At 65.2% G+C, this 21,818-nt stretch carries 19 protein-coding genes and 1 riboswitch; of the genes, 12 read left to right on the top strand and 7 right to left on the bottom strand.

Features of this window, described 5'->3' with window-relative positions:
- Positions 1 to 43 precede the first annotated feature (43 nt).
- From purH to ACUCV0_RS14630, 3 genes are all read left to right on the top strand, one after another.
- Positions 44 to 1,636, top strand: a complete 1,593-nt coding sequence (purH, locus tag ACUCV0_RS14640; protein ID WP_434775714.1) for a bifunctional phosphoribosylaminoimidazolecarboxamide formyltransferase/IMP cyclohydrolase — start codon at positions 44 to 46, stop codon at positions 1,634 to 1,636.
- Between the two features lie 89 nt (positions 1,637 to 1,725).
- On the top strand, positions 1,726 to 3,009 hold the full coding sequence (gene purD / locus ACUCV0_RS14635) for a phosphoribosylamine--glycine ligase (RefSeq protein ID WP_271653819.1): 1,284 nt from the start codon (positions 1,726 to 1,728) through the stop codon (positions 3,007 to 3,009).
- Positions 3,010 to 3,102: 93 nt separating this feature from the next.
- Positions 3,103 to 5,877 (top strand): hybrid sensor histidine kinase/response regulator, encoded by a 2,775-nt coding sequence (locus ACUCV0_RS14630; RefSeq protein ID WP_482213007.1) that lies wholly within the window; start codon positions 3,103 to 3,105, stop codon positions 5,875 to 5,877.
- Here the strand turns inward: ACUCV0_RS14630 and ACUCV0_RS14625 are convergent.
- Entirely contained in the window at positions 5,861 to 6,256 is a 396-nt protein-coding gene (locus tag ACUCV0_RS14625; RefSeq protein ID WP_059313467.1) for an acyl-CoA thioesterase, read from the bottom strand. The genes ACUCV0_RS14630 and ACUCV0_RS14625 overlap by 17 nt on opposite strands.
- 152 nt (positions 6,257 to 6,408) lie before the next feature.
- Positions 6,409 to 6,551, top strand: a riboswitch (S-adenosyl-L-homocysteine riboswitch).
- Between the two features lie 22 nt (positions 6,552 to 6,573).
- On the opposite strand from ACUCV0_RS14625, the gene ahcY reads away from it, so the two are divergent.
- The 3 genes from ahcY to rhlE2 all read left to right on the top strand — a co-directional run bounded on the left by ahcY (position 6,574) and on the right by rhlE2 (position 10,929).
- Positions 6,574 to 7,980: an adenosylhomocysteinase gene (gene ahcY, locus ACUCV0_RS14620; protein WP_059313466.1), complete on the top strand. Its 1,407-nt coding sequence runs from the start codon at positions 6,574 to 6,576 to the stop codon at positions 7,978 to 7,980.
- A gap of 47 nt (positions 7,981 to 8,027) precedes the next feature.
- Complete coding sequence (gene metF, locus ACUCV0_RS14615; RefSeq protein WP_059316813.1) at positions 8,028 to 8,864, top strand: methylenetetrahydrofolate reductase [NAD(P)H]; 837 nt, start codon at positions 8,028 to 8,030, stop codon at positions 8,862 to 8,864.
- Positions 8,865 to 9,048: 184 nt separating this feature from the next.
- Complete coding sequence (gene rhlE2, locus ACUCV0_RS14610; RefSeq protein ID WP_059313465.1) at positions 9,049 to 10,929, top strand: RNA helicase RhlE2; 1,881 nt, start codon at positions 9,049 to 9,051, stop codon at positions 10,927 to 10,929.
- 81 nt (positions 10,930 to 11,010) lie between these two features.
- Here the strand turns inward: rhlE2 and ACUCV0_RS14605 are convergent, their stop codons facing one another.
- From ACUCV0_RS14605 to ACUCV0_RS14595, 3 genes are all read right to left on the bottom strand, one after another.
- Positions 11,011 to 11,298: a PA4642 family protein gene (locus ACUCV0_RS14605; RefSeq protein ID WP_059313464.1), complete on the bottom strand. Its 288-nt coding sequence runs from the start codon at positions 11,296 to 11,298 to the stop codon at positions 11,011 to 11,013.
- Positions 11,299 to 11,415: 117 nt separating this feature from the next.
- On the bottom strand, positions 11,416 to 11,886 hold the full coding sequence (locus tag ACUCV0_RS14600) for a WbuC family cupin fold metalloprotein (protein ID WP_482213006.1): 471 nt from the start codon (positions 11,884 to 11,886) through the stop codon (positions 11,416 to 11,418).
- Complete coding sequence (locus ACUCV0_RS14595; RefSeq protein WP_059313462.1) at positions 11,883 to 12,437, bottom strand: hypoxanthine-guanine phosphoribosyltransferase; 555 nt, start codon at positions 12,435 to 12,437, stop codon at positions 11,883 to 11,885. Before ACUCV0_RS14595 ends, ACUCV0_RS14600 begins: the two co-directional genes overlap by 4 nt.
- 264 nt (positions 12,438 to 12,701) lie before the next feature.
- On the opposite strand from ACUCV0_RS14595, the gene upp reads away from it, so the two are divergent.
- Together upp and ACUCV0_RS14585 are read left to right on the top strand one after the other, a co-directional pair.
- On the top strand, positions 12,702 to 13,340 hold the full coding sequence (gene upp, locus ACUCV0_RS14590; protein WP_059313461.1) for a uracil phosphoribosyltransferase: 639 nt from the start codon (positions 12,702 to 12,704) through the stop codon (positions 13,338 to 13,340).
- Positions 13,341 to 13,342: 2 nt separating this feature from the next.
- Complete coding sequence (locus tag ACUCV0_RS14585) at positions 13,343 to 14,608, top strand: uracil-xanthine permease family protein (protein ID WP_482213005.1); 1,266 nt, start codon at positions 13,343 to 13,345, stop codon at positions 14,606 to 14,608.
- A gap of 22 nt (positions 14,609 to 14,630) precedes the next feature.
- Here ACUCV0_RS14585 and ACUCV0_RS14580 read toward each other — a convergent pair whose 3' ends face one another.
- Both ACUCV0_RS14580 and ACUCV0_RS14575 read right to left on the bottom strand, forming a co-directional pair.
- On the bottom strand, positions 14,631 to 15,686 hold the full coding sequence (locus ACUCV0_RS14580) for a ferrochelatase (RefSeq protein ID WP_059313460.1): 1,056 nt from the start codon (positions 15,684 to 15,686) through the stop codon (positions 14,631 to 14,633).
- The gene (locus tag ACUCV0_RS14575) at positions 15,683 to 16,591 is read right to left on the bottom strand and encodes a TIGR01777 family oxidoreductase (RefSeq protein ID WP_454252368.1); all 909 of its coding nucleotides are present in this window, start codon (positions 16,589 to 16,591) and stop codon (positions 15,683 to 15,685) included. Before ACUCV0_RS14575 ends, ACUCV0_RS14580 begins: the two co-directional genes overlap by 4 nt.
- A gap of 65 nt (positions 16,592 to 16,656) precedes the next feature.
- Here ACUCV0_RS14575 and ACUCV0_RS14570 point away from each other — a divergent pair, with 65 nt between their 5' ends.
- From ACUCV0_RS14570 to ACUCV0_RS14555, 4 genes are all read left to right on the top strand, one after another.
- A complete protein-coding gene (locus tag ACUCV0_RS14570; RefSeq protein ID WP_271653813.1) occupies positions 16,657 to 17,754 on the top strand; it encodes an NAD(P)/FAD-dependent oxidoreductase in 1,098 nt (365 codons plus the stop codon).
- 125 nt (positions 17,755 to 17,879) lie between these two features.
- Entirely contained in the window at positions 17,880 to 18,851 is a 972-nt protein-coding gene (locus tag ACUCV0_RS14565; protein ID WP_271653812.1) for a YbgA family protein, read from the top strand.
- A 10-nt stretch (positions 18,852 to 18,861) separates the two neighbouring features.
- Positions 18,862 to 19,785, top strand: a complete 924-nt coding sequence (locus tag ACUCV0_RS14560) for a MerR family transcriptional regulator (RefSeq protein ID WP_482213004.1) — start codon at positions 18,862 to 18,864, stop codon at positions 19,783 to 19,785.
- Entirely contained in the window at positions 19,782 to 21,203 is a 1,422-nt protein-coding gene (locus tag ACUCV0_RS14555) for a cryptochrome/photolyase family protein (RefSeq protein WP_482213003.1), read from the top strand. The genes ACUCV0_RS14560 and ACUCV0_RS14555 overlap by 4 nt, the downstream gene beginning before the upstream one ends.
- Before the next feature lie 28 nt (positions 21,204 to 21,231).
- On the opposite strand, the gene ACUCV0_RS14550 is transcribed toward ACUCV0_RS14555, so the two are convergent.
- On the bottom strand, positions 21,232 to 21,756 hold the full coding sequence (locus ACUCV0_RS14550; RefSeq protein ID WP_059313454.1) for an acyloxyacyl hydrolase: 525 nt from the start codon (positions 21,754 to 21,756) through the stop codon (positions 21,232 to 21,234).
- Between the last annotated feature and the right edge of the window lie 62 nt (positions 21,757 to 21,818).

The following is a 21,818-nucleotide window of genomic DNA, read 5'->3' as shown; positions in this document are numbered from 1 at the left end:
GAGGGCTTGACCGGCGGTCTTTCTCCTCCTGATGGACATGACCATGACCGACCAGACCTCTCGCCTCCCCGTCCGCCGTGCGCTGATCAGCGTGTCCGACAAGACGGGCGTCGTCGACTTCGCCCGTGAACTCGCGGCCATCGGTGTGGAAATCCTGTCCACCGGCGGTACCTACAAGCTCTTGCGCGACGAGGGCATCCCGGCGCTGGAAGTCGCCGACTACACCGGCTTCCCGGAAATGATGGACGGCCGCGTCAAGACCCTGCACCCGAAGATCCACGGCGGCATCCTCGGTCGTCGCGGCGTCGACCACGAGGTCATGAGCGAACACGGTATTCGCCCGATCGACCTGGTCGCGGTCAACCTCTATCCCTTCGCCGCCACCGTGGCCAAACCCGGCTGCAGCCTGGCCGATGCCATCGAGAACATCGACATCGGCGGTCCGACCATGGTCCGCAGCGCGGCCAAGAACCACAAGGACGTCGCCATCGTGGTCAACGCCAGCGACTACGCGGCGATCCTCGACGACCTCAAGGCCGGCGGCCTGACCTACGCCCAGCGCTTCGACCTCGCGCTCAAGGCCTTCGAACACACCGCCGCCTACGACGGCATGATCGCCAACTACCTGGGCAGCATCGACCAGCAGGCCGAGACCCTGTCCACCGAAGGCCGTGCCGCCTTCCCGCGCACCTTCAGCGCCCAGTTCATCAAGGCGCAGGACATGAGATACGGCGAGAACCCGCACCAGCAGGCGGCCTTCTATGTCGAGCACGCCAGCGAAGCCTGCGTGGCGACCGCCACCCAGCTGCAGGGCAAGGAACTGTCCTTCAACAATGTCGCCGACACCGATGCTGCCCTGGAAACCGTGAAGAGCTACGACCAGCCGGCCTGCGTCATCGTCAAGCACGCCAACCCCTGCGGCGTGGCCGTGGCCGGTGACCTGCGCCAGGCCTATGAACTGGCCTATGCCACCGACAGCGAGTCGGCCTTTGGCGGCATCATCGCCTTCAACCGCGAGCTGGACGCCGACACCGCCCGTGCCATCGTCGAGCGCCAGTTCGTCGAGGTGATCATCGCACCGCGCGTCAGCGCCGAAGCCCGCGACGTGGTGGCGGCCAAGGCCAACGTCCGCCTGCTGGAGTGCGGCGAGTGGCCCGCCGAGCGCAAGCCCGGCCTGGACCTCAAGCGCGTCAATGGTGGTCTGCTGGTGCAGAGCCGCGACATCGCCATGATCACCGCCGACGACCTCAAGGTGGTGACCCAGCGCGCGCCCAGCGAGCAGGAACTGCAGGACCTGATCTTCGCCTGGAAGGTGGCCAAGTTCGTCAAATCCAATGCCATCGTCTACGCCAAGGACCAGCAGACCGTCGGTATCGGCGCCGGCCAGATGAGCCGCGTCAACTCGGCGCGCATCGCCGCCATCAAGGCCGAGCACGCCGGCTTGGCGGTGGCGGGTGCGGTCATGGCCTCGGACGCCTTCTTCCCCTTCCGTGACGGCATCGATAACGCTGCGGCCAATGGCATCACCGCGGTGATCCAGCCGGGCGGCTCCATGCGCGACGCCGAAGTCATCGCCGCCGCGGACGAAGCGGGCATCGCCATGGTCTTCACCGGCATGCGCCACTTCCGCCACTAAGGTCCGCCACGGCCGGGCCCTGCGCCCTGGCCGTCGATCCCACTGTCAAGGGTGGACGGCTGCGTGCGGTCCGCCCAGAGGAAAGCTTCATGAACGTACTCATCATCGGTAGCGGTGGCCGCGAACACGCCCTGGCCTGGAAAGTCGCCCAGGACACGCGGGTCACCAAGGTCTACGTCGCCCCTGGCAACGCCGGCACCGCCACCGAGGCCAAGTGCGAGAACGTCGCCCTCGACGTCCTGGCCCTGGAGCAACTGGCCGACTTCGCCGCCGCCCATGTCGAGCTGACCATCGTCGGCCCCGAGGCGCCGCTGGTGGCCGGGGTGGTCGACCTGTTCCGCAGCCGCGGCCTGCCCTGCTTCGGCCCCACCGCCGGCGCTGCCCAGCTGGAAGGCTCCAAGGCCTTCACCAAGGACTTCCTGGCCCGGCACCAGATCCCCACCGCCGCCTATGCCAACTTCACCGAGGTGGAGCCGGCCCTGGCCTATCTGCGCGAGCAGGGTGCGCCCATCGTGATCAAGGCCGACGGCCTGGCTGCCGGCAAGGGCGTGATCGTCGCCATGACCCTGGCCGAAGCCGAGGAAGCCGTGCGGGACATGCTTTCCGGCAATGCCTTCGGCGATGCCGGTGCGCGGGTGGTGATCGAAGAGTTCCTCGACGGCGAGGAAGCCAGCTTCATCGTCATGGTCGACGGCAAGAATGTGCTGCCCATGGCCACCAGCCAGGACCACAAGCGCGTCGGCGACGGCGACAGCGGCCCCAATACCGGCGGCATGGGCGCCTACTCCCCCGCGCCGGTCGTCACCCCCGAGGTCCACGCCCGGGTCATGCGCGAGATCATCGAGCCCACCGTGGCCGGCATGGCCAGTGAAGGCAACGTCTATACCGGCTTCCTCTATGCCGGCCTGATGATCGATCAGAGCGGTGCACCCAAGGTCATCGAATTCAACTGCCGTTTCGGTGATCCCGAGACCCAGCCGGTGATGCTGCGCCTGCAGTCCAGCCTGGTGCTGCTGGTGGAGGCCGCCCTGGCCGAGGCCCTCGACAAGATCGAGGCCTGCTGGGATCCGCGTCCGAGCCTGGGCATTGTCCTCGCCGCGGGCGGGTACCCGGGTGATTACGCCAAGGGTGATGTCATCGCCGGTCTCGATGCTGCCGCGACCCTGCCGGGCAAGGTGTTCCAGGCCGGTACCGCGCTGCGCGATGGTCAGGTGGTAACGGCCGGCGGTCGGGTACTTTGCGCCACGGCGCTGGGCGAAACGGTATCCGCCGCCCAGCAGAATGCCTATGCCCTGGCCCAGGAAGTCTCCTGGAATGGCTGTTTCTACCGCAGCGACATCGGCTACCGCGCCATCGCCCGCGAGCGACAGTGAAGCTCACCCTGGGATCAGCCTGTTACACTGTTACGTCAACAGACGTGACGGGCTGATCTATACTCGACGTCCGCATCCGCGAAGGGAACTCTCGTGCACCGGCTCTGGATCGCCATAGGCTTTGTGATCGGCTGGCTGCTGTTGCTGCTGGTGGCCAACTCCGTGCAGGCCGAGAATTCGCCGGACGCCGGCTGGGCTCAATACGAAGACGTCACGGGTGAATACACCCTCGACGAGGTCCGCGACCGGCTCTCCGCCTTCAAGCCGCTGACCGCGGCCAAGACCCATCGCCCGGCTGGCCCAGGCGCACTCTGGTTGCACACCCGCATCCAGCCCGACACCCAGCAACGCCTGCTGCGCATCGTCTCGCCCAATGTGGGCTACCTGGATTTCTTCGCTTACCGCGACGACCAGCTGCTCAGCGAGATTCGCGATGGTTTGTCGCGCCCTCTGCTCAATCCACAGCAGATCAGTCGCGACTTCGTCTTTCCGATTCCGGCGAGCGATCAGCCGCTGGATCTGTTCCTGAGATTCGAATCGCCCCAGCCGATGCGCATCTCCCTGACCCTCAGCAGCAGCGCCGAAGCCGAGGTGACGCACCGCCTGGTGCTGTTCGGCGTGCTGCTCGGCTGCTTGGCCATGCTGGCGCTGTACAACGGTGTGCAACTGCTCTACCACCGCAGTCGTGCCACCAGTGCTTTGACTCTGCTGCTGGTGATGCTGGTCTGCGTGGCGCTGAACCTGTTCGGCTTAAGCAAATTCCTGCTCGGCGCCTTCAAGAGCCAGGCGCCGCTGCTGACCGATCTGTCGGTCCTGGGCTGCAGCGCCGCCGGCCTGAACCTGATCGGTGCCTTCTTTGGCTGGCGCCGCCTGCCGCTCTGGAGCCGCCGCCTGATTGGTACCCTGCTGGTGCTGGTGGGCCTAGGCGCCGCGGTCCGCTTCGTGGCCGGCGATGTCTACATTGGCGACTGGCTGATGGCGATCAATGGGCTGGCTCTGCTCGTTTGCCTGGGCATCGCCCTGGAACGCAGGCACCAGGGCGCCCGCTATGCGCGCCTGCTGGTGGTGAGCTGCGCCCTGTTGGCGGTCGCCGGCATGCTCGCGCTACCGGTCCTGGCCGGCTATGCCAACGCGCCCATCTGGCTGGGCCGCGCCTTGATCAGCAGCTGCATGTTCAGTGGCATCCTGCTCACCCTGGCCCTGGAAGAACGCCGCCGCTACCTGCGCGAGGAGCATTTCACCCGGACCCGCGATCGCGCTGCCAACCACGCGGAGCTCAAGGGCAAGGCCGAATTCCTCTCGCGCATCAGCCATGAAATTCGCACGCCCATGAACGGGGTGCTGGGCATGACCGAGCTGTTGCAGGGCACGGCGCTGTCGGCCAAGCAGCGCGACTATGTGCAGACCATCCACAGCGCCGGTGCCGAACTGCTCAACCTGATCAACGAGATCATCGACATCACTCGCCTGGAAAGCGGCCAGATCGAGCTGGAAGAGGTCACCTTCGACCTCAATGCCCTGCTCGATGACTGCCTGGACATCTTCCGGCCGCGCGCCGAAGAGCACCGGGTCGAACTGCTCAGCTTCATCCAGCCCCAGGTGCCGCGACGCTTCATCGGCGATCCCACGCGCCTGCGGCAGATCCTGCTCAACCTCCTGGAAAACGCCTTCCAGCGCACCGAAGAGGGGGAGATCCTCCTGGTGATCTCGCTGGAGGAGGCCACCGGCCAGCCGCCGCGGCTGCGCATCTCGGTACAGGACAGCGGCACCCCGCTGGATGCCGCCCTGAGCCGGCAGCTGCTCTCCACCCACCTCGACAGCCGCGACTTCCTCACCAGCGACACCGAGAGCCTGGATTTCGGCTTGATCATCGCCCGCCAGCTGGTGCTGCTGATGCAGGGCGACTTCGGCATCCAGAACAACGCCGAGGGCGGCTCCAGCTTCTGGATCAGCCTGCCCGTCCCGGCTCAGGCCCTGGTGCTCTCGCGCGGCGACAGCGACTACCCGCTGCAGGACGTGCGGGTACTGGTGGTCGACGACAACGAACTCTGCCGCAAGGTGCTGCAGCAGCAGTGCAGCGCCTGGGGCATGCAGGCGGTCACCGCCGCCTCCGGGCGCGAGGCCCTGGCCCTGCTGCGTACCCAGTCGCACCTGCGGGAATACTTCGACGTGGTGCTGCTCGACCAGCAGATGCCGGGCATGACCGGCATGCAGCTGGCGGCACGTATCAACGAAGACGAGAACCTCAACCATGATCTGCTGCTGATCATGCTGACCGGCCTGAGCAATGCACCGAGCAAGGTCATCGCCCGCAACGCCGGCATCAAGCGGGTGCTGGCCAAGCCCGTGGCCGGCTATACCCTCAGGGCCACCCTGGCCGACGAACTGTCGCGCCGCGGCCAGCGGGTCAGCGAGCCCGAGCCTCAGGAGCAGCCGAGCGGCATACCAGGCGACTTCCGGGTCCTGGTGGCTGAGGACAACAGCATTTCGGTCAAGGTGATCCGCGGCATGCTCAAGAAGCTCGGGGTGGAACCCGACACCGTGGGCAACGGCCTGGAGGCCTTCGAAAAGCTCCAGCAGAACACCTACGACCTGATCCTGATGGATTGCGAGATGCCGCTGCTGGACGGCTTCGGTGCCACGCGGCGGCTACGAGCCTGGGAACAGCAGAATCACCGCTCCCGTACCCCGGTGGTGGCCCTGACCGCCCACATCCTCGCCGAGCACAAGGATCGCGCCCAGGAGGCCGGCATGGACGGGCACATGGGCAAGCCCATCGAACTCTCCCAGCTGCGCGAGCTGCTGCTCTACTGGGCCGAGCGCCGCCGCCTGGACGTGACTCGCACGGGCCTCAAGGCGAATCCTTGAACCTGTCCTTGACGTAGGTGATCTCGGTCTTGCCGTGCGGGGCCGGATTGCCGTCCTCGTCCAGGTTGACGAAGACGATCTTGTCGATGGTGAGGATGCTCTTGCGGGTGATCTTGTTGCGCACCTCGCATCTCAGGGTGATGGAAGTACGGCCGAACTCGGTGGCGGTGATGCCCAGCTCGATGATGTCGCCCTGGCGCGAGGCGCTGATGAAGTTGATCTCCGAGATGTACTTGGTCACCACCTTGGGATTTTCCAGCTGCACGATGGCGTAGATCGCCGCCTCTTCGTCGATCCACTTCAGCAGGCTGCCGCCGAACAGGGTGCCATTGGCGTTGAGGTCCTCGGGTTTCACCCATTTGCGGGTATGGAAGTTCATCGGGGCTCCTTGAAGGTCTAGGGGGGTTGGGACATCAGATCAGGGGGCGGGCGGGAGATTCCGGTGGACATGAGGCAGAGCGCCACCCTTTGGGTTTATCGCGATCCTCGTTATACTGCCCGCGCATCGCGGCCAACAGGCCGCTCCGCCTTCCGTTCGAGGGGCGCTGCAGCACGCTGCGTTATCCCATCCTAGCCGACCCGCCCCTGGCGCGGGACCCTCGGCGGGCATGACGCCAGACGTTGTCAGGCTCGAATGGAGCGTTGTCAGAACGCATCAACGGCGCCCATTCGCACCTAACGAATGGAGACTCTTCAATGAGCGCTGTCCTCACGCCTGCCGCTTTTAACGATTTCAAGGTCGCCGACATCTCCCTGGCCGACTGGGGTCGTCGCGAAGTCATCATCGCCGAATCCGAGATGCCTGCCCTGATGGGCCTGCGCCGCAAGTACGCCGGTGAACAACCCCTGGCTGGTGCCAAGATTCTCGGCTGCATCCACATGACCATCCAGACCGCCGTGCTCATCGAGACCCTGGTGGCCCTGGGCGCCGAAGTGCGCTGGTCCAGCTGCAACATCTTCTCCACCCAGGATCAGGCCGCTGCCGCCATCGCCGCGGCCGGCATCCCGGTATTCGCCTGGAAGGGCGAGACCGAAGCCGAATACGAGTGGTGCATCGAGCAGACCATCCTCAAGGACGGCCAGCCCTGGGACGCCAACATGGTGCTGGACGACGGCGGTGACCTGACCCAGATCCTGCACGACAAGTACCCGCAGGTGCTGGAGCGCGTGCACGGCATCACCGAAGAGACCACCACCGGCGTGCACCGCCTGCTGGACATGCTCAAGGACGGTACCCTCAAGGTCCCGGCGATCAACGTCAACGACTCGGTCACCAAGAGCAAGAACGACAACAAGTACGGCTGCCGCCACAGCCTCAACGACGCCATCAAGCGCGCCACCGACCACCTGCTGTCCGGCAAGCAGGCACTGGTGATCGGTTACGGTGACGTGGGCAAGGGCTCGGCGGCCTCGCTGCGTCAGGAAGGCATGATCGTCAAGGTCTCGGAAGTCGACCCAATCTGCGCCATGCAGGCCTGCATGGACGGCTACGAGCTGGTCTCGCCCTATGTCGACGGCCTGAACGACGGCACCGAAGCCTCCGTGGATCGCGCCCTGCTGGGCAAGATCGACCTGATCGTCACCACCACCGGCAACGTCAACGTCTGTGACGCCAACATGCTCAAGGCCCTGAAGAAGCGCGCCCTGGTGTGCAACATCGGTCACTTCGACAACGAGATCGACACCGCCTTCATGCGCCAGCACTGGGGCTGGGAAGAGGTGAAGCCGCAGGTGCACAAGATCCACCGCACCGGCCTGACCGTCGATCCCGCCAACGACGACTACCTGATCCTGCTGGCCGAAGGCCGTCTGGTGAACCTGGGTAACGCCACCGGTCACCCCAGCCGCATCATGGACGGCTCCTTCGCCAACCAGGTGCTGGCACAGATTCACCTGTACCAGGAGAAGTTCGCCGACCTGCCGGTCGCCGAGAAGACCGCCAACGTCACCGTCATGGTCCTGCCCAAGAAGCTGGACGAAGAGGTTGCGCTGGAAATGGTGAAGGGCTTCGGTGGCGTCGTCACCCGTCTGACCGAGTCCCAGGCCAAGTACATCGGCGTGACCCAGGAAGGCCCCTTCAAGCCCGACAGCTACCGCTACTGATGGCCAGCCCCGCCCGCAAGGGCGGGGCCGCTCACGAGAGAGACGCCGTGAAACCCAGTCTGAGTTTCGAATTCTTTCCCTGCAAGACCGAAGCGGGCCATGAGAAGCTGATCGCCACGGCGCGACAGCTGGCAGGCTACGGGCCGGAGTTCTTCTCCTGCACCTATGGCGCCGGCGGGTCCACCCGCGACGGCACCTATCGCACCGTGCGCCAGCTCAACGACGAGGTCGGCGTGCCGACCGCGCCGCACCTGTCCTGCGTCGGCGACAGCAAGGCCAAGCTGCGCGAACTGCTGCAGCAATACCGTGAAGCCGGCATCAACCGCATCGTCGCCCTGCGCGGTGACCTACCCTCCGGCATGGGCCTGTCCGGGGGTGGCGAGCTGCGCTATGCCAGTGACCTGGTCGCCTTCATCCGTGAGGAAACCGGCGATCATTTCCATATCGAAGTCGCCGCCTATCCGGAAACCCATCCGCAGGCACGCAGCTTTACGGACGACGTGCGCAATTTCGTGTACAAGATGGAGGCTGGTGCCGACCGTGCGGTCACCCAGTACTTCTTCAACGCCGACTGCTACTTCCATTTTGTGGAACGTGTCCGCAAACTGGGAGTCGAATCCCCGGTGATCCCTGGCATCATGCCGATCACCAACTACAGCAAGTTGGCACGCTTCTCCGATGCCTGTGGCGCTGAACTGCCTCGCTGGCTGCGGAAGCAACTGGAAGCCTACGGTGACGACACCCAGAGCATCCAGGCCTTTGGCGAAGAAGTCATGACCGCCCTCTGCGAGCGACTGCTCGAAGGCGGGGCACCCGGTGTGCACTTCTATACCCTGAACCAAGCGGAGCCTTGCATCGCCATCTGGCGAAATCTCGGCTTTTGAAGTCGGCCACGCGAACTGGCGGCGACTTCACCCAATCGTGATTACCGCTACCGGTCATCGCCCGACTCTTCATCCAGCGCAGGATGACGAGGGTGGGCGAGACGTCTGAAACCTTTCGGACGTCAACCGGAAGCGCAACCGCGCCCCCACGTCGGCGGGACGCCGACAGAGACAGGAACCCCGCATGTCCTTCATTTCCCTCGGTCTCTCCGAGGCCCTTGCCCGCGCCGTGGAAGACGCTGGCTATACGAATCCCACGCCTGTTCAGCAACGCGCCATCCCGGCCGTCCTGCAGGGTCGCGATCTGATGGTGGCTGCCCAGACTGGTACCGGCAAGACCGGCGGCTTCGCGCTGCCGGTGCTCGAGCGCCTGTTTCCCAATGGTCATCCCGATGGCCGTGGCTATGTCGCCAAGCAGCCGCGGGTGCTGGTCCTGACCCCCACTCGCGAACTGGCGGCTCAGGTCCACGAAAGCTTCAGGGTCTATGCCCGCGACCTGCCCATGCGCAGTGCTTGCGTCTTCGGTGGCGTCGGCCTCAAGCCGCAGGTTACCGCCCTGGCCAAGGGTGTGGACGTTCTCGTGGCCTGCCCGGGTCGCCTGCTGGACCTCGCCGGTCAGCAGAGCGTCGACCTGTCCGCCGTCGAAGTCCTGGTGCTGGACGAAGCTGACCGCATGCTCGACATGGGCTTTATCCATGACGTGAAGAAGGTCCTGGCCCGCCTGCCAGCGAAGCGCCAGAACCTGCTGTTCTCGGCCACCTTCTCCAAGGACATCACCGACCTCGCCGGCAAGCTGCTGCAGGATCCCGAGCGGATCGAGGTCACCCCGCCGAACACCACCGTCGAGCGCATCGAGCAACGGCTGTTCCGCATTCCGGCCAATCAGAAGCGCGCCCTGCTCGCCCACCTGATCACCCTCGGCGCCTGGGAACAGGTGCTGGTGTTCACCCGTACCAAGCACGGCGCCAATCGCCTGGCCGAGTACCTGAACAAGCATGGCCTGCCGGCCGCGCCGATCCATGGCAACAAGAGCCAGAACGCCCGCACCAAGGCCCTGGCCGACTTCAAGAGCAACGACATTCGCGTGCTGGTCGCCACCGACATCGCCGCCCGCGGCCTGGACATCGATCAGTTGCCCCACGTGGTCAACTTCGAGCTGCCCAATGTCGAGGAAGACTATGTACACCGCATCGGCCGTACCGGCCGGGCCGGACGCAATGGCGAGGCCATCTCGCTGGTGGCGCCGGACGAGGAGAAGCTGCTCAAGGCCATCGAGCGCCTGACCAAGCAGAGCATCCCGGACGGTGACATGCAGGGCTTCGATCCCCAGTCCGTTCCGCCGGAGCAGCCGGAAGTGCGCGCCCCGCGCGAACCTCGCGGCAAGCCGCAGCAAAATCGCCAGAAGAAGGCCGACAAGCCGGCGCGCAGCGAAGGCCAGGGCCAGAATCAAGGGCAAGGCAAGCCCGCCACTGGTGAGCAGGCCGGTGCCCAACCCCAGGGCGAACGCAAGAATCGCACGCGTAATCGTCGCAACCGCCGTGATCGCGATGACGCGGGCCAGGACAAGGCTGCTGCTCAGCCCGGCCAGGCCGTCGCCCAGCAGCCACGCAATCGTGATCCGGAAGAATTCCTGGACGATGCCTACGATAACTTCGGCAATAGCGTCGACTACGTGAGCCCCTACCAGGGTAAGGGCCGCAAGGGCCCGCGCAGTGGCAACGGCGGCGGTGCTCCGCGCCCCGCCACCGCGACCGGTACCCAAGGTCAGCCCCGCCAAGGCCAGGGTCAAGGCGCCGCACGCGGTCCTCGCAGCCAGCAACAACAGCAGCCCGGCAAGCGTCGTGGTCAGAATGGTCAGCCCCGAGCTGCCCGGCCTTATGACGCCGCGCCGAGCGAGCCGCGTGCCTATGCCTCGGAAGAGCGGACGTCGAACAAGCCGCAGCCGAAGATCGTGCACAAGCCGTCGCGTGCCGACCGCCTGCCGACCCTGGAGCAGCTGGAAGACCTGCCAAGCCGCCCGCGTAGCGAGAAGCCCGCATTGCTGACACGCAACCGCGAAGCCTGATCGGCTCAAGGTCGCTCAGGCGGCCCTGCTACCAGATAAAACAAACCCCGCCTTGGCGGGGTTTGTTTTTTAGGATGCTACTCAGGCATGAGCGGCGCGCAAGGCGTCGATATAGGGTTCGGCCTGGCGATGGCTACGAATCAGTTCGATGAAGTCTTCGCCCTGGGCCGTGCGGGCATCGAGATCGTAGCCGGCATCGACGAAGAAGCCGACGAAGCGCTCGAAGTCGTCCGGACGCAGACCGCGGTAGGCCTTGACCAGCTTGTGCAGAGACGCGGGGGTATCGTCCGCCGGCTCGACCTCAAGGAACAGCTTGATCTGCTCGTCGCTGATCTCTTCACCGATGACCTGCTTTTTATCCTTACGCATCCTTTGGCTACCTGTGCTGGGGGATTCTTTGGAGAAAAGGAGGGCCGATTCTAACCCTGCCCTTCGCCCGCCCGCCAGTGACAAAACCAAGGCAATACCGCGAAACCGGTCGAAGGTTCAATCGAATTGTGCGCGCATCCAGGCGCGATAGCGCTCGGCTTCCGCCGCGCCTTCCAGTGGCGCCCAGGCAGGGCGCTCGCCTTCACCCAGGGGCAGGAAGGGCCCGGCCTTGCATTCGAAAAACAGGCAGTCGCCGCCCAAGGCGACCAGCGCATGGTAGTGCCCAGGGGCGAGATCGACGCCCGGGCAACCGGCGGCCTGGGACAGTTCACGGCGCAGCAGTACCTGCCCGTCCTCACTGAAGGTCAGCAGTCCCAACCGACCCTGCAGCACCAGCAGACTCTCGGCCTTGCGCGGGTCCAGGTGGCGATGGGGCGGGATGTAGCTGTCCTCGCACATGCCGACGACCAGCCGGTGGCAAGGCTCGTCCATGCTATGCAGGCTGTGATGGGCGCGCCTGCGCGGACTGTTCGCCGCCTGCCGGAGCAGGTCGGCGAACAGGTCCTGGCCGAACAGCCGGGCGGTCACAGCCCCTTCACGGCATAGATGCCGGGGGCGTTGCGCCAGTAGCCCTTGTAATCCATGCCGTAGCCGAAGATGTAGCGATCGATGCAAGGCAGGCCGACATAGGTCGCTTCCAGGCCCTTGACCTTGCGGTCGTGGGTCTTGTCGATCAGCACGGCGGTATGGACCTCGCGAGCACCGGCGTGGCGGCAGAAGTCGATGATGGCCTTGAGGGTATGGCCCTCGTCGAAGATGTCGTCAACGATCAGCACATCGCGATCGATGAAGGAGACCTCGGGCTTGGCCTTCCAGAACAGCTCGCCGCCGGTGGTCTCGTTGCGATAGCGGGTGGCGTGCAGGTAGGACATCTCCAGCGGGAAATTCAGCCGGGTGGCCAGCTTGCCGGTCAGGATCAGGCCGCCATTCATCACGCAGAAGACCACCGGATTGCGCTCGGCGAGATCGGTGGTGATCGCCGCGGCGATCCGATCAATGGCTGCCTCGACCTGGGCTTCGTCATAGAGGCAATCGGCTTCCTGCATGACCTGACGGATGTGGGCGAGATCGGCGGGCATGGGGCTTCTCCGGGGGACGGGGCGCCTGCTTTACCAACGGCGCGGATAAAAGGCGGCAAAGGTACAGACACCGCGGACCGATCTCAAGCGCCGCCAGGCGGCTACTATTGTCGCAGGGTACTGCCCACCTCGGGCCGGATGCTTTAATGTACCGCGGTTTTTCGATCGCCTGCCCTATCCTGCGGCAGGCCTTTGGGCTGCCGATCGTACCGAAGCCATCCCTTTTCACGGCGATCCGCTGCCCTACCGTCTCTGGAGAATCCCATGTCCGTCCACGAAATCCGCCACCCGCTCATCCGTCACAAGCTCGGCCTGATGCGGCGTGCCGACATCAGCACCAAGAACTTCCGCGAGTTGGCCCAGGAAGTCGGCGCCCTGCTCACCTATGAAGCGACCAAGGATCTGCCGGTGGAAACGGTGGACATCGAAGGCTGGTGCGGCACCGTGCAGGTGGAAAAGATCTCTGGCAAGAAGGTCACCGTGGTGCCCATCCTGCGCGCCGGCATCGGCATGCTCGACGGCGTGCTCAGCCTGATCCCCAGCGCCCGTGTCAGCGTGGTGGGCCTTGCCCGCAACGAATCCACCCTGCAGGCCCATACCTACCTGGAAAAGCTGGTGGGTGAACTGGACCAGCGGATGGCCATGATCATCGACCCCATGCTGGCCACTGGCGGCTCCATGATCGCCACCATCGACCTGCTGAAGAAAGCGGGGGCCAAGGAAATTCGCGCCCTGGTCCTGGTGGCCGCGCCCGAAGGCATCACCGCGGTCGAGGAAGCTCACCCGGACGTACGCCTCTACACCGCCTCCATCGATGAGCGCCTCAACGAGCATGGCTACATCCTTCCGGGCCTGGGCGATGCCGGTGACAAGATCTTCGGCACCAAGCAGAAGGACGCCTGAGCGTGACTACGCGGGAACCGCTCTGGCGGGAGATCGTGGTTGGCGCCCAGATGCTCTTCGTGGCCTTTGGCGCCCTGGTGCTGATGCCGCTGATCACCGGCATGGACCCCAACGTCGCCCTCTTCACCGCAGGCTTCGGCACCCTGCTGTTCCATCTGGTCACCGGTCGCCAGGTGCCGGTGTTCCTGGCGTCGAGCTTCGCCTTCATCGCCCCGATCATCGCCGCCAAGGCTGAATTCGGCTTGCCGGCGGTACTGGGTGGGGTAGTGGCGGCGGGCTTCGTCTACACCTTCCTGGGCCTGGCGGTGAAGGTGCGTGGCGTGGGCTTCATCGATCGCCTGCTGCCGCCGGTGGTGATAGCCCCGGTGATCATCTCCATCGGCCTGGGCCTGTCGCCGGTGGCAGCCAACATGGCCATGGGCAAGGCCGGTGACGGCAGTGCCCAGCTGGTGCCCTATGCCACGGCGATGATGATCTCCATGCCGGCGCTGGTCACCACGCTGCTGGTGGCCATCTACGGCAAGGGCATGTTCCGCCTGGTGCCCATCCTCGCCGGCGTCTTTGTCGGCTATGCGCTGGCCTTCGTCTTCGGCATCGTCCATACCGAGGGGATAGGCGCCGCGCCCTGGCTGGCGATCCCGGCCTTCGTCGCGCCGGAATTCCACTGGGGTGCCATCCTGTTCATGGTCCCGGTCGCCCTGGCGCCGGCCATCGAGCACGTCGGCGGGGTGATCGCGGTGGGCGGGGTAACCGGCCAGAACTACCTCAAGCAACCCGGCCTGCACCGCACCCTGCTGGGTGACGGCCTGGCCACCTCCTCCGCCGGCCTATTCGGCGGTCCGCCCAACACCACCTATGCCGAGGTGACCGGCGCGGTGATGCTGACCAAGAACCATAATCCGCGGGTCATGCTGTGGGCGGCGGGCTTCGCCATGGTGCTGGCGTTCGTCGGCAAGTTCGGCGCGGCGCTGCAGACCATTCCGGTGCCGGTCATGGGCGGCATTCTCTGCCTGCTGTTCGGCTCCATCGCGGTAGTGGGCCTGAACATCCTGATCCGCCACCAGGTGGATCTGTCCGAGGCGCGCAACCTGGTGATCGTGTCCGTGACCCTGGTGTTCGGCATCGGCGGCATCGTCTTCGGCAACGGCGAGATCGGCCTCAAGGGCATCTCCCTGTGCGGCCTGATCGCCATCGGCCTCAACCTGGTCCTGCCAGGGCACAACGCCTGGAAGAAGGACGCCGAACCGCCGGAGCGCCCGCTGCTCTGACGGCCCTGCGGCGGATGCCGGTCTAGGCCGGCATCCGCGGTTGCTCCAGGCGCTGCGGTGGCAGCTCCGCCACCTCCTCGCACAGTTCCACCAGCGCCTGCGCCCAGGCCGGGTCGTCGTTGACGCAGGGAATCAGCACCAGCTCTCGGCCGCCGGCTTCGATGAACTGTTCGCGGCCGCGATCGCCGATCTCCTCCAGCGTTTCGATGCAGTCGGCGACGAAGGCCGGACACATCACCAATAGCCGCTTGACCCCCGCCTTGGCCAGCTCGTCCAGCCGCGCTTCGGTATAGGGCTCGATCCACTTGTCCTTGCCCAGCCGCGACTGGAAGGACACCGACCACTTGCCGTCGGGAATGCCCAGGCGCTTGGCCACCAATTCGGCGGTGCGCTGGCACTGGCTGCGGTAGCAGACGGCCAGGGCCTTGGTGCTGACCTTGCTGCTGTCGGGTGCGCGCAGGTCATGGGTGCGATCCTTGACCAGCTTGCGGATGTGCCGCTCGGGCAGGCCATGGAAGGACAGCAGCAGGTGGTCGTAGGGCTCCTCGAGATAGGGCTCGACACTGGCCGCCAACGCTGCCTGGTATTCCGGGCGATCGTAGAAAGGCGGCAGGATCTTCAGCGTCAATGGCAGCTGGTGGGCTTCGATCACCCGCCGTGCCTCGACGATGGCGGTGGTAGTGGTGCTGTCGGCGAATTGCGGATAGAGCGGCGCATAGGTCACCTCGCGGATGCCCTGGCTGGCCAGGCGCTTGAGCACCGACTCCACCGAAGGCTCGCCGTATCTCATGCACAGCTCGACCGGGCCATGGCGCCAGAGGGGTCGTACGGCTTCCTGCAGGCGGCGGCTGAGCACGATCAATGGCGAGCCGTCGTCCCACCAGATCGACTCATAGGCCTCGGCCGACGCTGCTGGCCGCTTGATCAGCACCAGCGACACCAGCAGCCGGCGCAGTGGCCAGGGCAGATCGACCACGTAGGGATCCATCAGGAACTGGTTCAGATAGCGCTTCACGTCGGGGACGTGGGGCGAGTCGGGCGAACCCAGGTTGGCGAGCAGCAGAGCGTTGGCAGTCATCGTGAATCCTTGGCAGCGAGCAGGTCGGCCAGGGCCGTGTCCAGCTCGGGATAGCGAAAGACGTATCCGTCCGCGAGCAGACGCTCGGGACGGGCGCGCTGACCACCCAGCAGCAGGATGGACAGCTCTCCCATCAGGCGCAGGGCGAAGGCGGGAATCAGCAATCGCGCCGGGCGCCGCAAGGCCCGTCCCAGCGCCTCGGTGAAGTCCCGGTTGCGCACTGGCTCGGGGGCACAGAGATTATAAGGACCTTGGGCATCGCTTCGGTTGAGAAGAAAATCGATGGCCCCGATTTGATCCTGTAAATGAATCCAGGGCATCCATTGACGTCCGCTGCCCAGGCGCGCGCCGAGCCCGAAGCGGAACGGCGGCAACAGCCGCAGCAGGAAGCCGTCGTCGGCCGCCAGTACCAGCCCGGTGCGCAGATTGACTACGCGGATACCCAGCTTCTCGGCCTCGTTGGCCACCTGCTCCCAGGCCAGGCACAGTTCACCGGCGAAATCGGGGCCGGCCACGCTGTCGGCTTCACTCACCGGCTTCTCGCCACTGTCACCATAGAAGCCGATGGCCGAGCCCGACAGCAGTACCCTGGGCTTCTGGCTGCGCCCGCGCAGCCATTCGATCAGGCGCTCGGTGGTGTCGATCCGACTCCGCCAGAGTTCGGCCTTGCGACTACGGGTCCAGGGCTTGTCGGCGATGGGCGCTCCGGCCAGGTTGACCACCGCATCCAGGTGTTCGCCGTCCAGCACCTCCAGTTGAGCGATGCCGCGTACCTCTGGCCCGCATTCGCGCGCCACGCGGGTGGGGTCGCGGCTAAGGACGGTCAGCTGGTGGCCGGCGGCGGCCCATTGGCGGCACAGCGCGCGGCCGATCAGTCCGGTGCCACCTGTCAGCAGGATATGCATGTCGTCACTTCCTTCTCGTATTGCCCTGCCGCCCGTATGCATCTGAACGAAGGGAAGAGGATTGTTTGGTATGGTCGTGGGTCGAAAGATCCAGAACGGTTGCCAGTCGTAGCCGTAGAGCCCTTGCACGCGCAAACGTTCGACAAGGGCGCATCGTCAGACAAGCGAGGTCCATCATGACTGCCCCTATCGCCATCGTTGGCGCAGGAATAGCCGGACTTGCCGCTGCTCAAACGCTGATTCGCGCCGGGCAGCAGGTCCAGATCTTCGACAAGAGCCGCGGCAGCGGCGGCCGCATGGCCAGCAAGAGAAGCGAGGCCGGCGCCCTCGACCTGGGTGCCCAGTATTTCACCGCACGCGACCGCCGCTTCATCGACGCCCTCAACGAGTGGCGGCGGGCCGGCTGCGCGGCCGAATGGAATCCGGTGCTCTACCAGTACCGCGAAGGGCGTCTGAGTCCGTCCCAGGACGAACAACCCCGCTGGGTCGGGGTACCGCGCATGAGCGCCATCACCCGTCACCTGCTGGCCGATCTGCCAGTCAGCTTCGACTGCCGCATCACCGAGGTCTTTCGCGGTGCCCAGCACTGGCACCTGCTGGATGCCAGCGGCGAGACCCACGGTCCCTTCGCCCAGGTCGTCATCGCCATGCCGGCGCCCCAGGCCACTGCCCTGCTGTCCAGCGTGCCCAAGCTGGCGGCGACCGTGGCGGGGGTGAGCATGGAGCCGACCTGGTCGGTGGCCCTGGCCTTCGCCACGCCGTTGCAGACGCCGGTGGAAGGCTGCTTCGTGCAGGGTAGCGAACTGGACTGGCTGGCACGCAATCGCTGCAAGCCCGAGCGCGACACCACCCTGGACACCTGGGTGCTGCACGCCACCAGCGCCTGGAGCAAGGCGCACCTCGATGCCTCCAAGGAGGAGGTGATCGAACGCCTGCATGGCGCCTTCGCCGAGCTGATCGGCTGCCCGCTGCCGGCCCCCAGCTTTACCCTGGCGCATCGCTGGCTCTATGCCCGACCGGCGCAGCCGCACCAGTGGGGCGCCTTGGCCGATCCCGACATGGGCGTCTTCGTCTGTGGCGACTGGTGCTCCAGCGGTCGGGTGGAAGGAGCCTGGTTGAGTGGTCATGAGGCAGCGCAGCAACTCCTGGGCAGTTTGGATTAAGCGACGAAGCGCACGCCGTTTGTAACCTGCGGCGAATCTTTTGGTGTAGGCCCCTGTCGAAAGTTGCACGAAACTTGTACAAACAGAAAAACCTTGTACAAGAAAATACACGACAGGGGATCTCCATGCCTTATACCTCTCCCTCCAGCCTGCCCCGTCCGCGCCTGGGTATCAGTGCCTGCCTGCTGGGTGACGAAGTCCGCTACAACGGTGGACACAAGGAATCCCGGCTCTGTAGCCAGACCTTCGCCGAGCACTTCGATTTCGTCCGGGTCTGCCCGGAGATGGCCATCGGCCTCGGCACCCCGCGCGAACCCATCCGTCTGGTCGGCGACTCCCAGGCGCCACGCGCCGTGGGCACGCTCGATCCGAGCCTGGACGTGACCGCCGCCCTTACTGCCTATGGCGAAAAGATGGCGGGCGAACTCGCTGACCTGTCCGGCTTCATCTTCATGCAAAAGTCACCCTCTTGCGGCATGGAGCGGGTCAAGGTCTATCACGCCAATGGCCAGGGCAGCGAAACCGACGGCCGTGGCCTGTTCGCCGCCGCCATCATGCGTCTACGACCGGACCTGCCAGTCGAAGAGGCGGGTCGCCTGAACGATCCGGTCCTGCGGGAAAACTTCGTCACCCGGGTCTTCGCCCATGCCCACTGGCTGCAGCTGGTGCAACAGGGTCTGACGGCACGGGCCCTGCTGTCCTATCATTCGCGCTACAAGTACCAGCTCATGGCCCATGACGCTCATCGCGCACGAGCCCTTGGGCAACTGGTGGGCAGCATCGGCCAGCGTAATCTCGATGAATTGGGCCAGGAGTATTTCAGCGGCCTGATGGCTGCACTGAAGAAGTGTGCCACCCGCGGTACCCACTGCAATGTGCTCTACCATCTCTTCGGTTACCTGCGCCGCGCACTGAGCGACAGCGAGAAGCAGGAGATGCAGCAGCTGATCGAGCAATACCATGAGGGCATCGTCCCCCTGGTGGTGCCCCTGACCTTGCTCAAGCACCACTTCCGCCAGCATCCGGATCGTTATGTGAACGAGCAGGCCTATCTACAACCCCACCCTGAACGTCTGAGTCTGCGAAATGCCATCTAGCGCCACCCCCTTGCCTTCACCGCCACGCGATGAAGAGCAGGACTATCAATCGGCCTTGCACGAGGGCTGGCTGCCCATCCGGGAAATTGCCCGACGGACCGGGGTCAACGCCGTGACCCTGAGAGCCTGGGAGCGGCGTTACGGCCTGCTGGTCCCCAAGCGCACACCCAAGGGGCATCGGCTGTACAGCGAGGCCCACGTGGTCCGGGTGCAGCAGATCCTGGCCTGGATCGCCCGAGGTGTAGCGGTCAGCCAGGTCAAGGGCCTGCTCGATGAGCAGCGGCCGGCGGTGGTGCCCAGCGACACGCCCTGGCAGGGCATCCACCAGGAGATGATGGACGCCACTGGCCGGCTCGCCTCGCGCGCCCTGGACGAAGCCTACAATCGCGCGGCTTCCCTCTATCCACCTCGGGTACTGCTGGACCAGTTGCTATCGCCCCTGGTGCGCGAGCTGGAGCGACTCAGCCAGGCCACCGATGATGGCCGTCTGCAGCAGGTGTTCTTCCAATCCTGGCTGCGCAGCAAGCTGGGTGCGCGGATCTATCACAGCCAGCACAACCTGCGAGGGGCGCCGCTGGTGTTGCTCAATCTCGACGATACGCCGATGAACGTCTCGCTCTGGCTCTGTGCCTGGCTGATCAGCGCAGCGGACTGCCCCGTCGAACTCATCGAGTGGTCGCTTCCCGTCAGCAACCTGGATCGCCTGGTCGAACGGCTCGATCCCAGGGCACTGGTGCTTTGCCGCGACAGTCGCCCCGACAGCGAGCTGCGTCGTCAGCTGCAGGCCTTTGCCAATCGCCACGCCCGTCCCTGCCTGACCCTGGGCGCGCTGGGTGAATCCCTTACCGCCGATGCCGCACCGGCACGCGGTCCGGGTGAGGCCTTCGATCGCCTGCAGAGTGCCGGCTTGTTGCGTCAGGAACGCTATGCATGAGCCAGCTCGTCTGGTTTCGTACCGACCTGCGTACCCATGATCATCCCGCCCTGCATGCTGCCGCTGAACAGGGACAGGTCGTCGCCGTCTTTCTGCTGAGTCCTGCCCAGTGGCGGCAACATGACGAGGCCGCGGTCAAGGTCGACTTCTGGTTGCGCAACCTCGCCAAGCTGCGCGAGACGCTCAAGACACTGGGCATCCCTCTGCTGATCCGGCGTGCGGAGCGCTGGGAGCAAGCGCCCCAGGTGCTGCTCGACCTGGCCAGGGAACAGGGTCTCGAACACCTGCATTTCAATGACGAATACGGGGTGAACGAAGCCGCCCGGGATGACGCCGTGGCTGAGGCGTTCGAGGAGGCGGGCCTTACTGCCCACCGCTATCTGGACCAGACCCTGTTCGCCCCCGGTACGGTATTGACCAAGAGCGGTGGCTATTTCAAGGTCTTCGGGCAATTCAGGAAGACGTGCCTTGCGCGCCTGGAAACGGGCTTGCCGATGCCCCTGCCGGCGCCGGACCGGCAGCAGGCCGCCACCATTCAGGCGGATGAGCTGCCCACCGGGGTCGACGGCTTCGCCGAGACATCGCCCGAGGTGCGACAGCTGTGGCCGGCGGGTGAAGAGGCGGCGCTCCAGCGGCTGGAGGCCTTCATCCGGGACGATCTGGAGGACTATCACCAGGCCCGGGACATCCCGTTCGAACCGGGTACCAGTCAGCTGTCGGCCTATCTGAATGCAGGAGTGCTGACGCCACGGCAGTGCCTGCAGGCCGCGGTCAACGCCAACGACGGCCTGCTCAGTGGCGGTCGCCAGGGCGCGGCTACCTGGATCACCGAATTGTTGTGGCGCGAATTCTATCGCCATGTCCTGGTGGGCTATCCTTGGGTTTCGCGCAACCAACCCTTCAATCGGGACCTCGCCGCCCTGCCCTGGCGTGATGACCCCGAAGGCCTCGCCGCCTGGCAACAGGGGCGCACCGGCATTCCCCTCATCGATGCGGCCATGCGTCAGTTGCTGCAGACGGGCTGGATGCACAATCGCCTGCGCATGCTGACCGCCATGTTCCTCTGCAAGAATCTGCTGATCGACTGGCGCGAGGGCGAGCGCTGGTTCATGCGTCATCTCATCGACGGCGACCTGGCCTCCAACAATGGCGGCTGGCAGTGGAGCGCCTCGACGGGTACCGATTCGGTGCCCTACTTCCGGGTGTTCAATCCCCATACCCAGGCCATGAAGATCGATACACGCGGTGATTATGTGCGCACCTGGGTGCCAGAGCTGGCCGGGCTGAGGGGCAAGGCCGTGCACACCCCGGGGGAGCACTATCTGCCACCGCTGGTGGATCTGGGCGAAAGCCGCCAACGGGCGCTAGCCACCTACCGCGGCATGGCGCGCAAGGCGGAAACGAAAAAGCCGGACTAGGTCCGGCTTTTTTCATACCAGCTCGGAATCAGAGCGTGTGGCTGTAGAACAGCGCGTAGGACTCGATGCCATCGTTGGGCTGCTTGATGCCGGCGTTGGAATAGTGAGTCGCACGGATACCGACGCGCTGGGTATCGCCGATCTTCAGACCCAGGCCGATGCGGTCTTCGAAGTTGAAGGCCGACCCCAGGTCCTGCTCGCCGACCTTGGTGCTGGAGAATACGGCGACGCCGATACCGGCCTCGACGAAGGGCTTCACATGACCCTGGCCGAACTCGTAGACGAATACCGGGGCGAAGGACAGCGAATGCTGATCTGAAGAACGGCCATTGTCGCCTTCCCAGTAGGTGTAACCGGCGTCCCAATAACCGGTCAGGCGGCCAGTGGAGCTTTCCCACCAGCTCTTGTCCCAGTTCCAGCCGGCCCCGATGCGATAGGTCATGCCGTTCTGGCTGGTTGCCCCGACCGCACCAGTGAGCTCCACGGCCTGCACCGACGCCACTCCACCCAGCGAAAGCGCGGTGGCTACTGCGAAGGAAAGCAATTTGTTCATAAGAGTGCCCTTGTGAATGTTTCTAGTTTTTTCTAACCGCCAGCATTGACCCCGAAGTCGTG

This window comes from Pseudomonas sp. VMV1 (assembly GCF_056790235.1).
The sequence above is the reverse complement of the archived record's forward strand: the minus strand, read 5'-3'. Positions and strand labels throughout refer to the sequence as shown.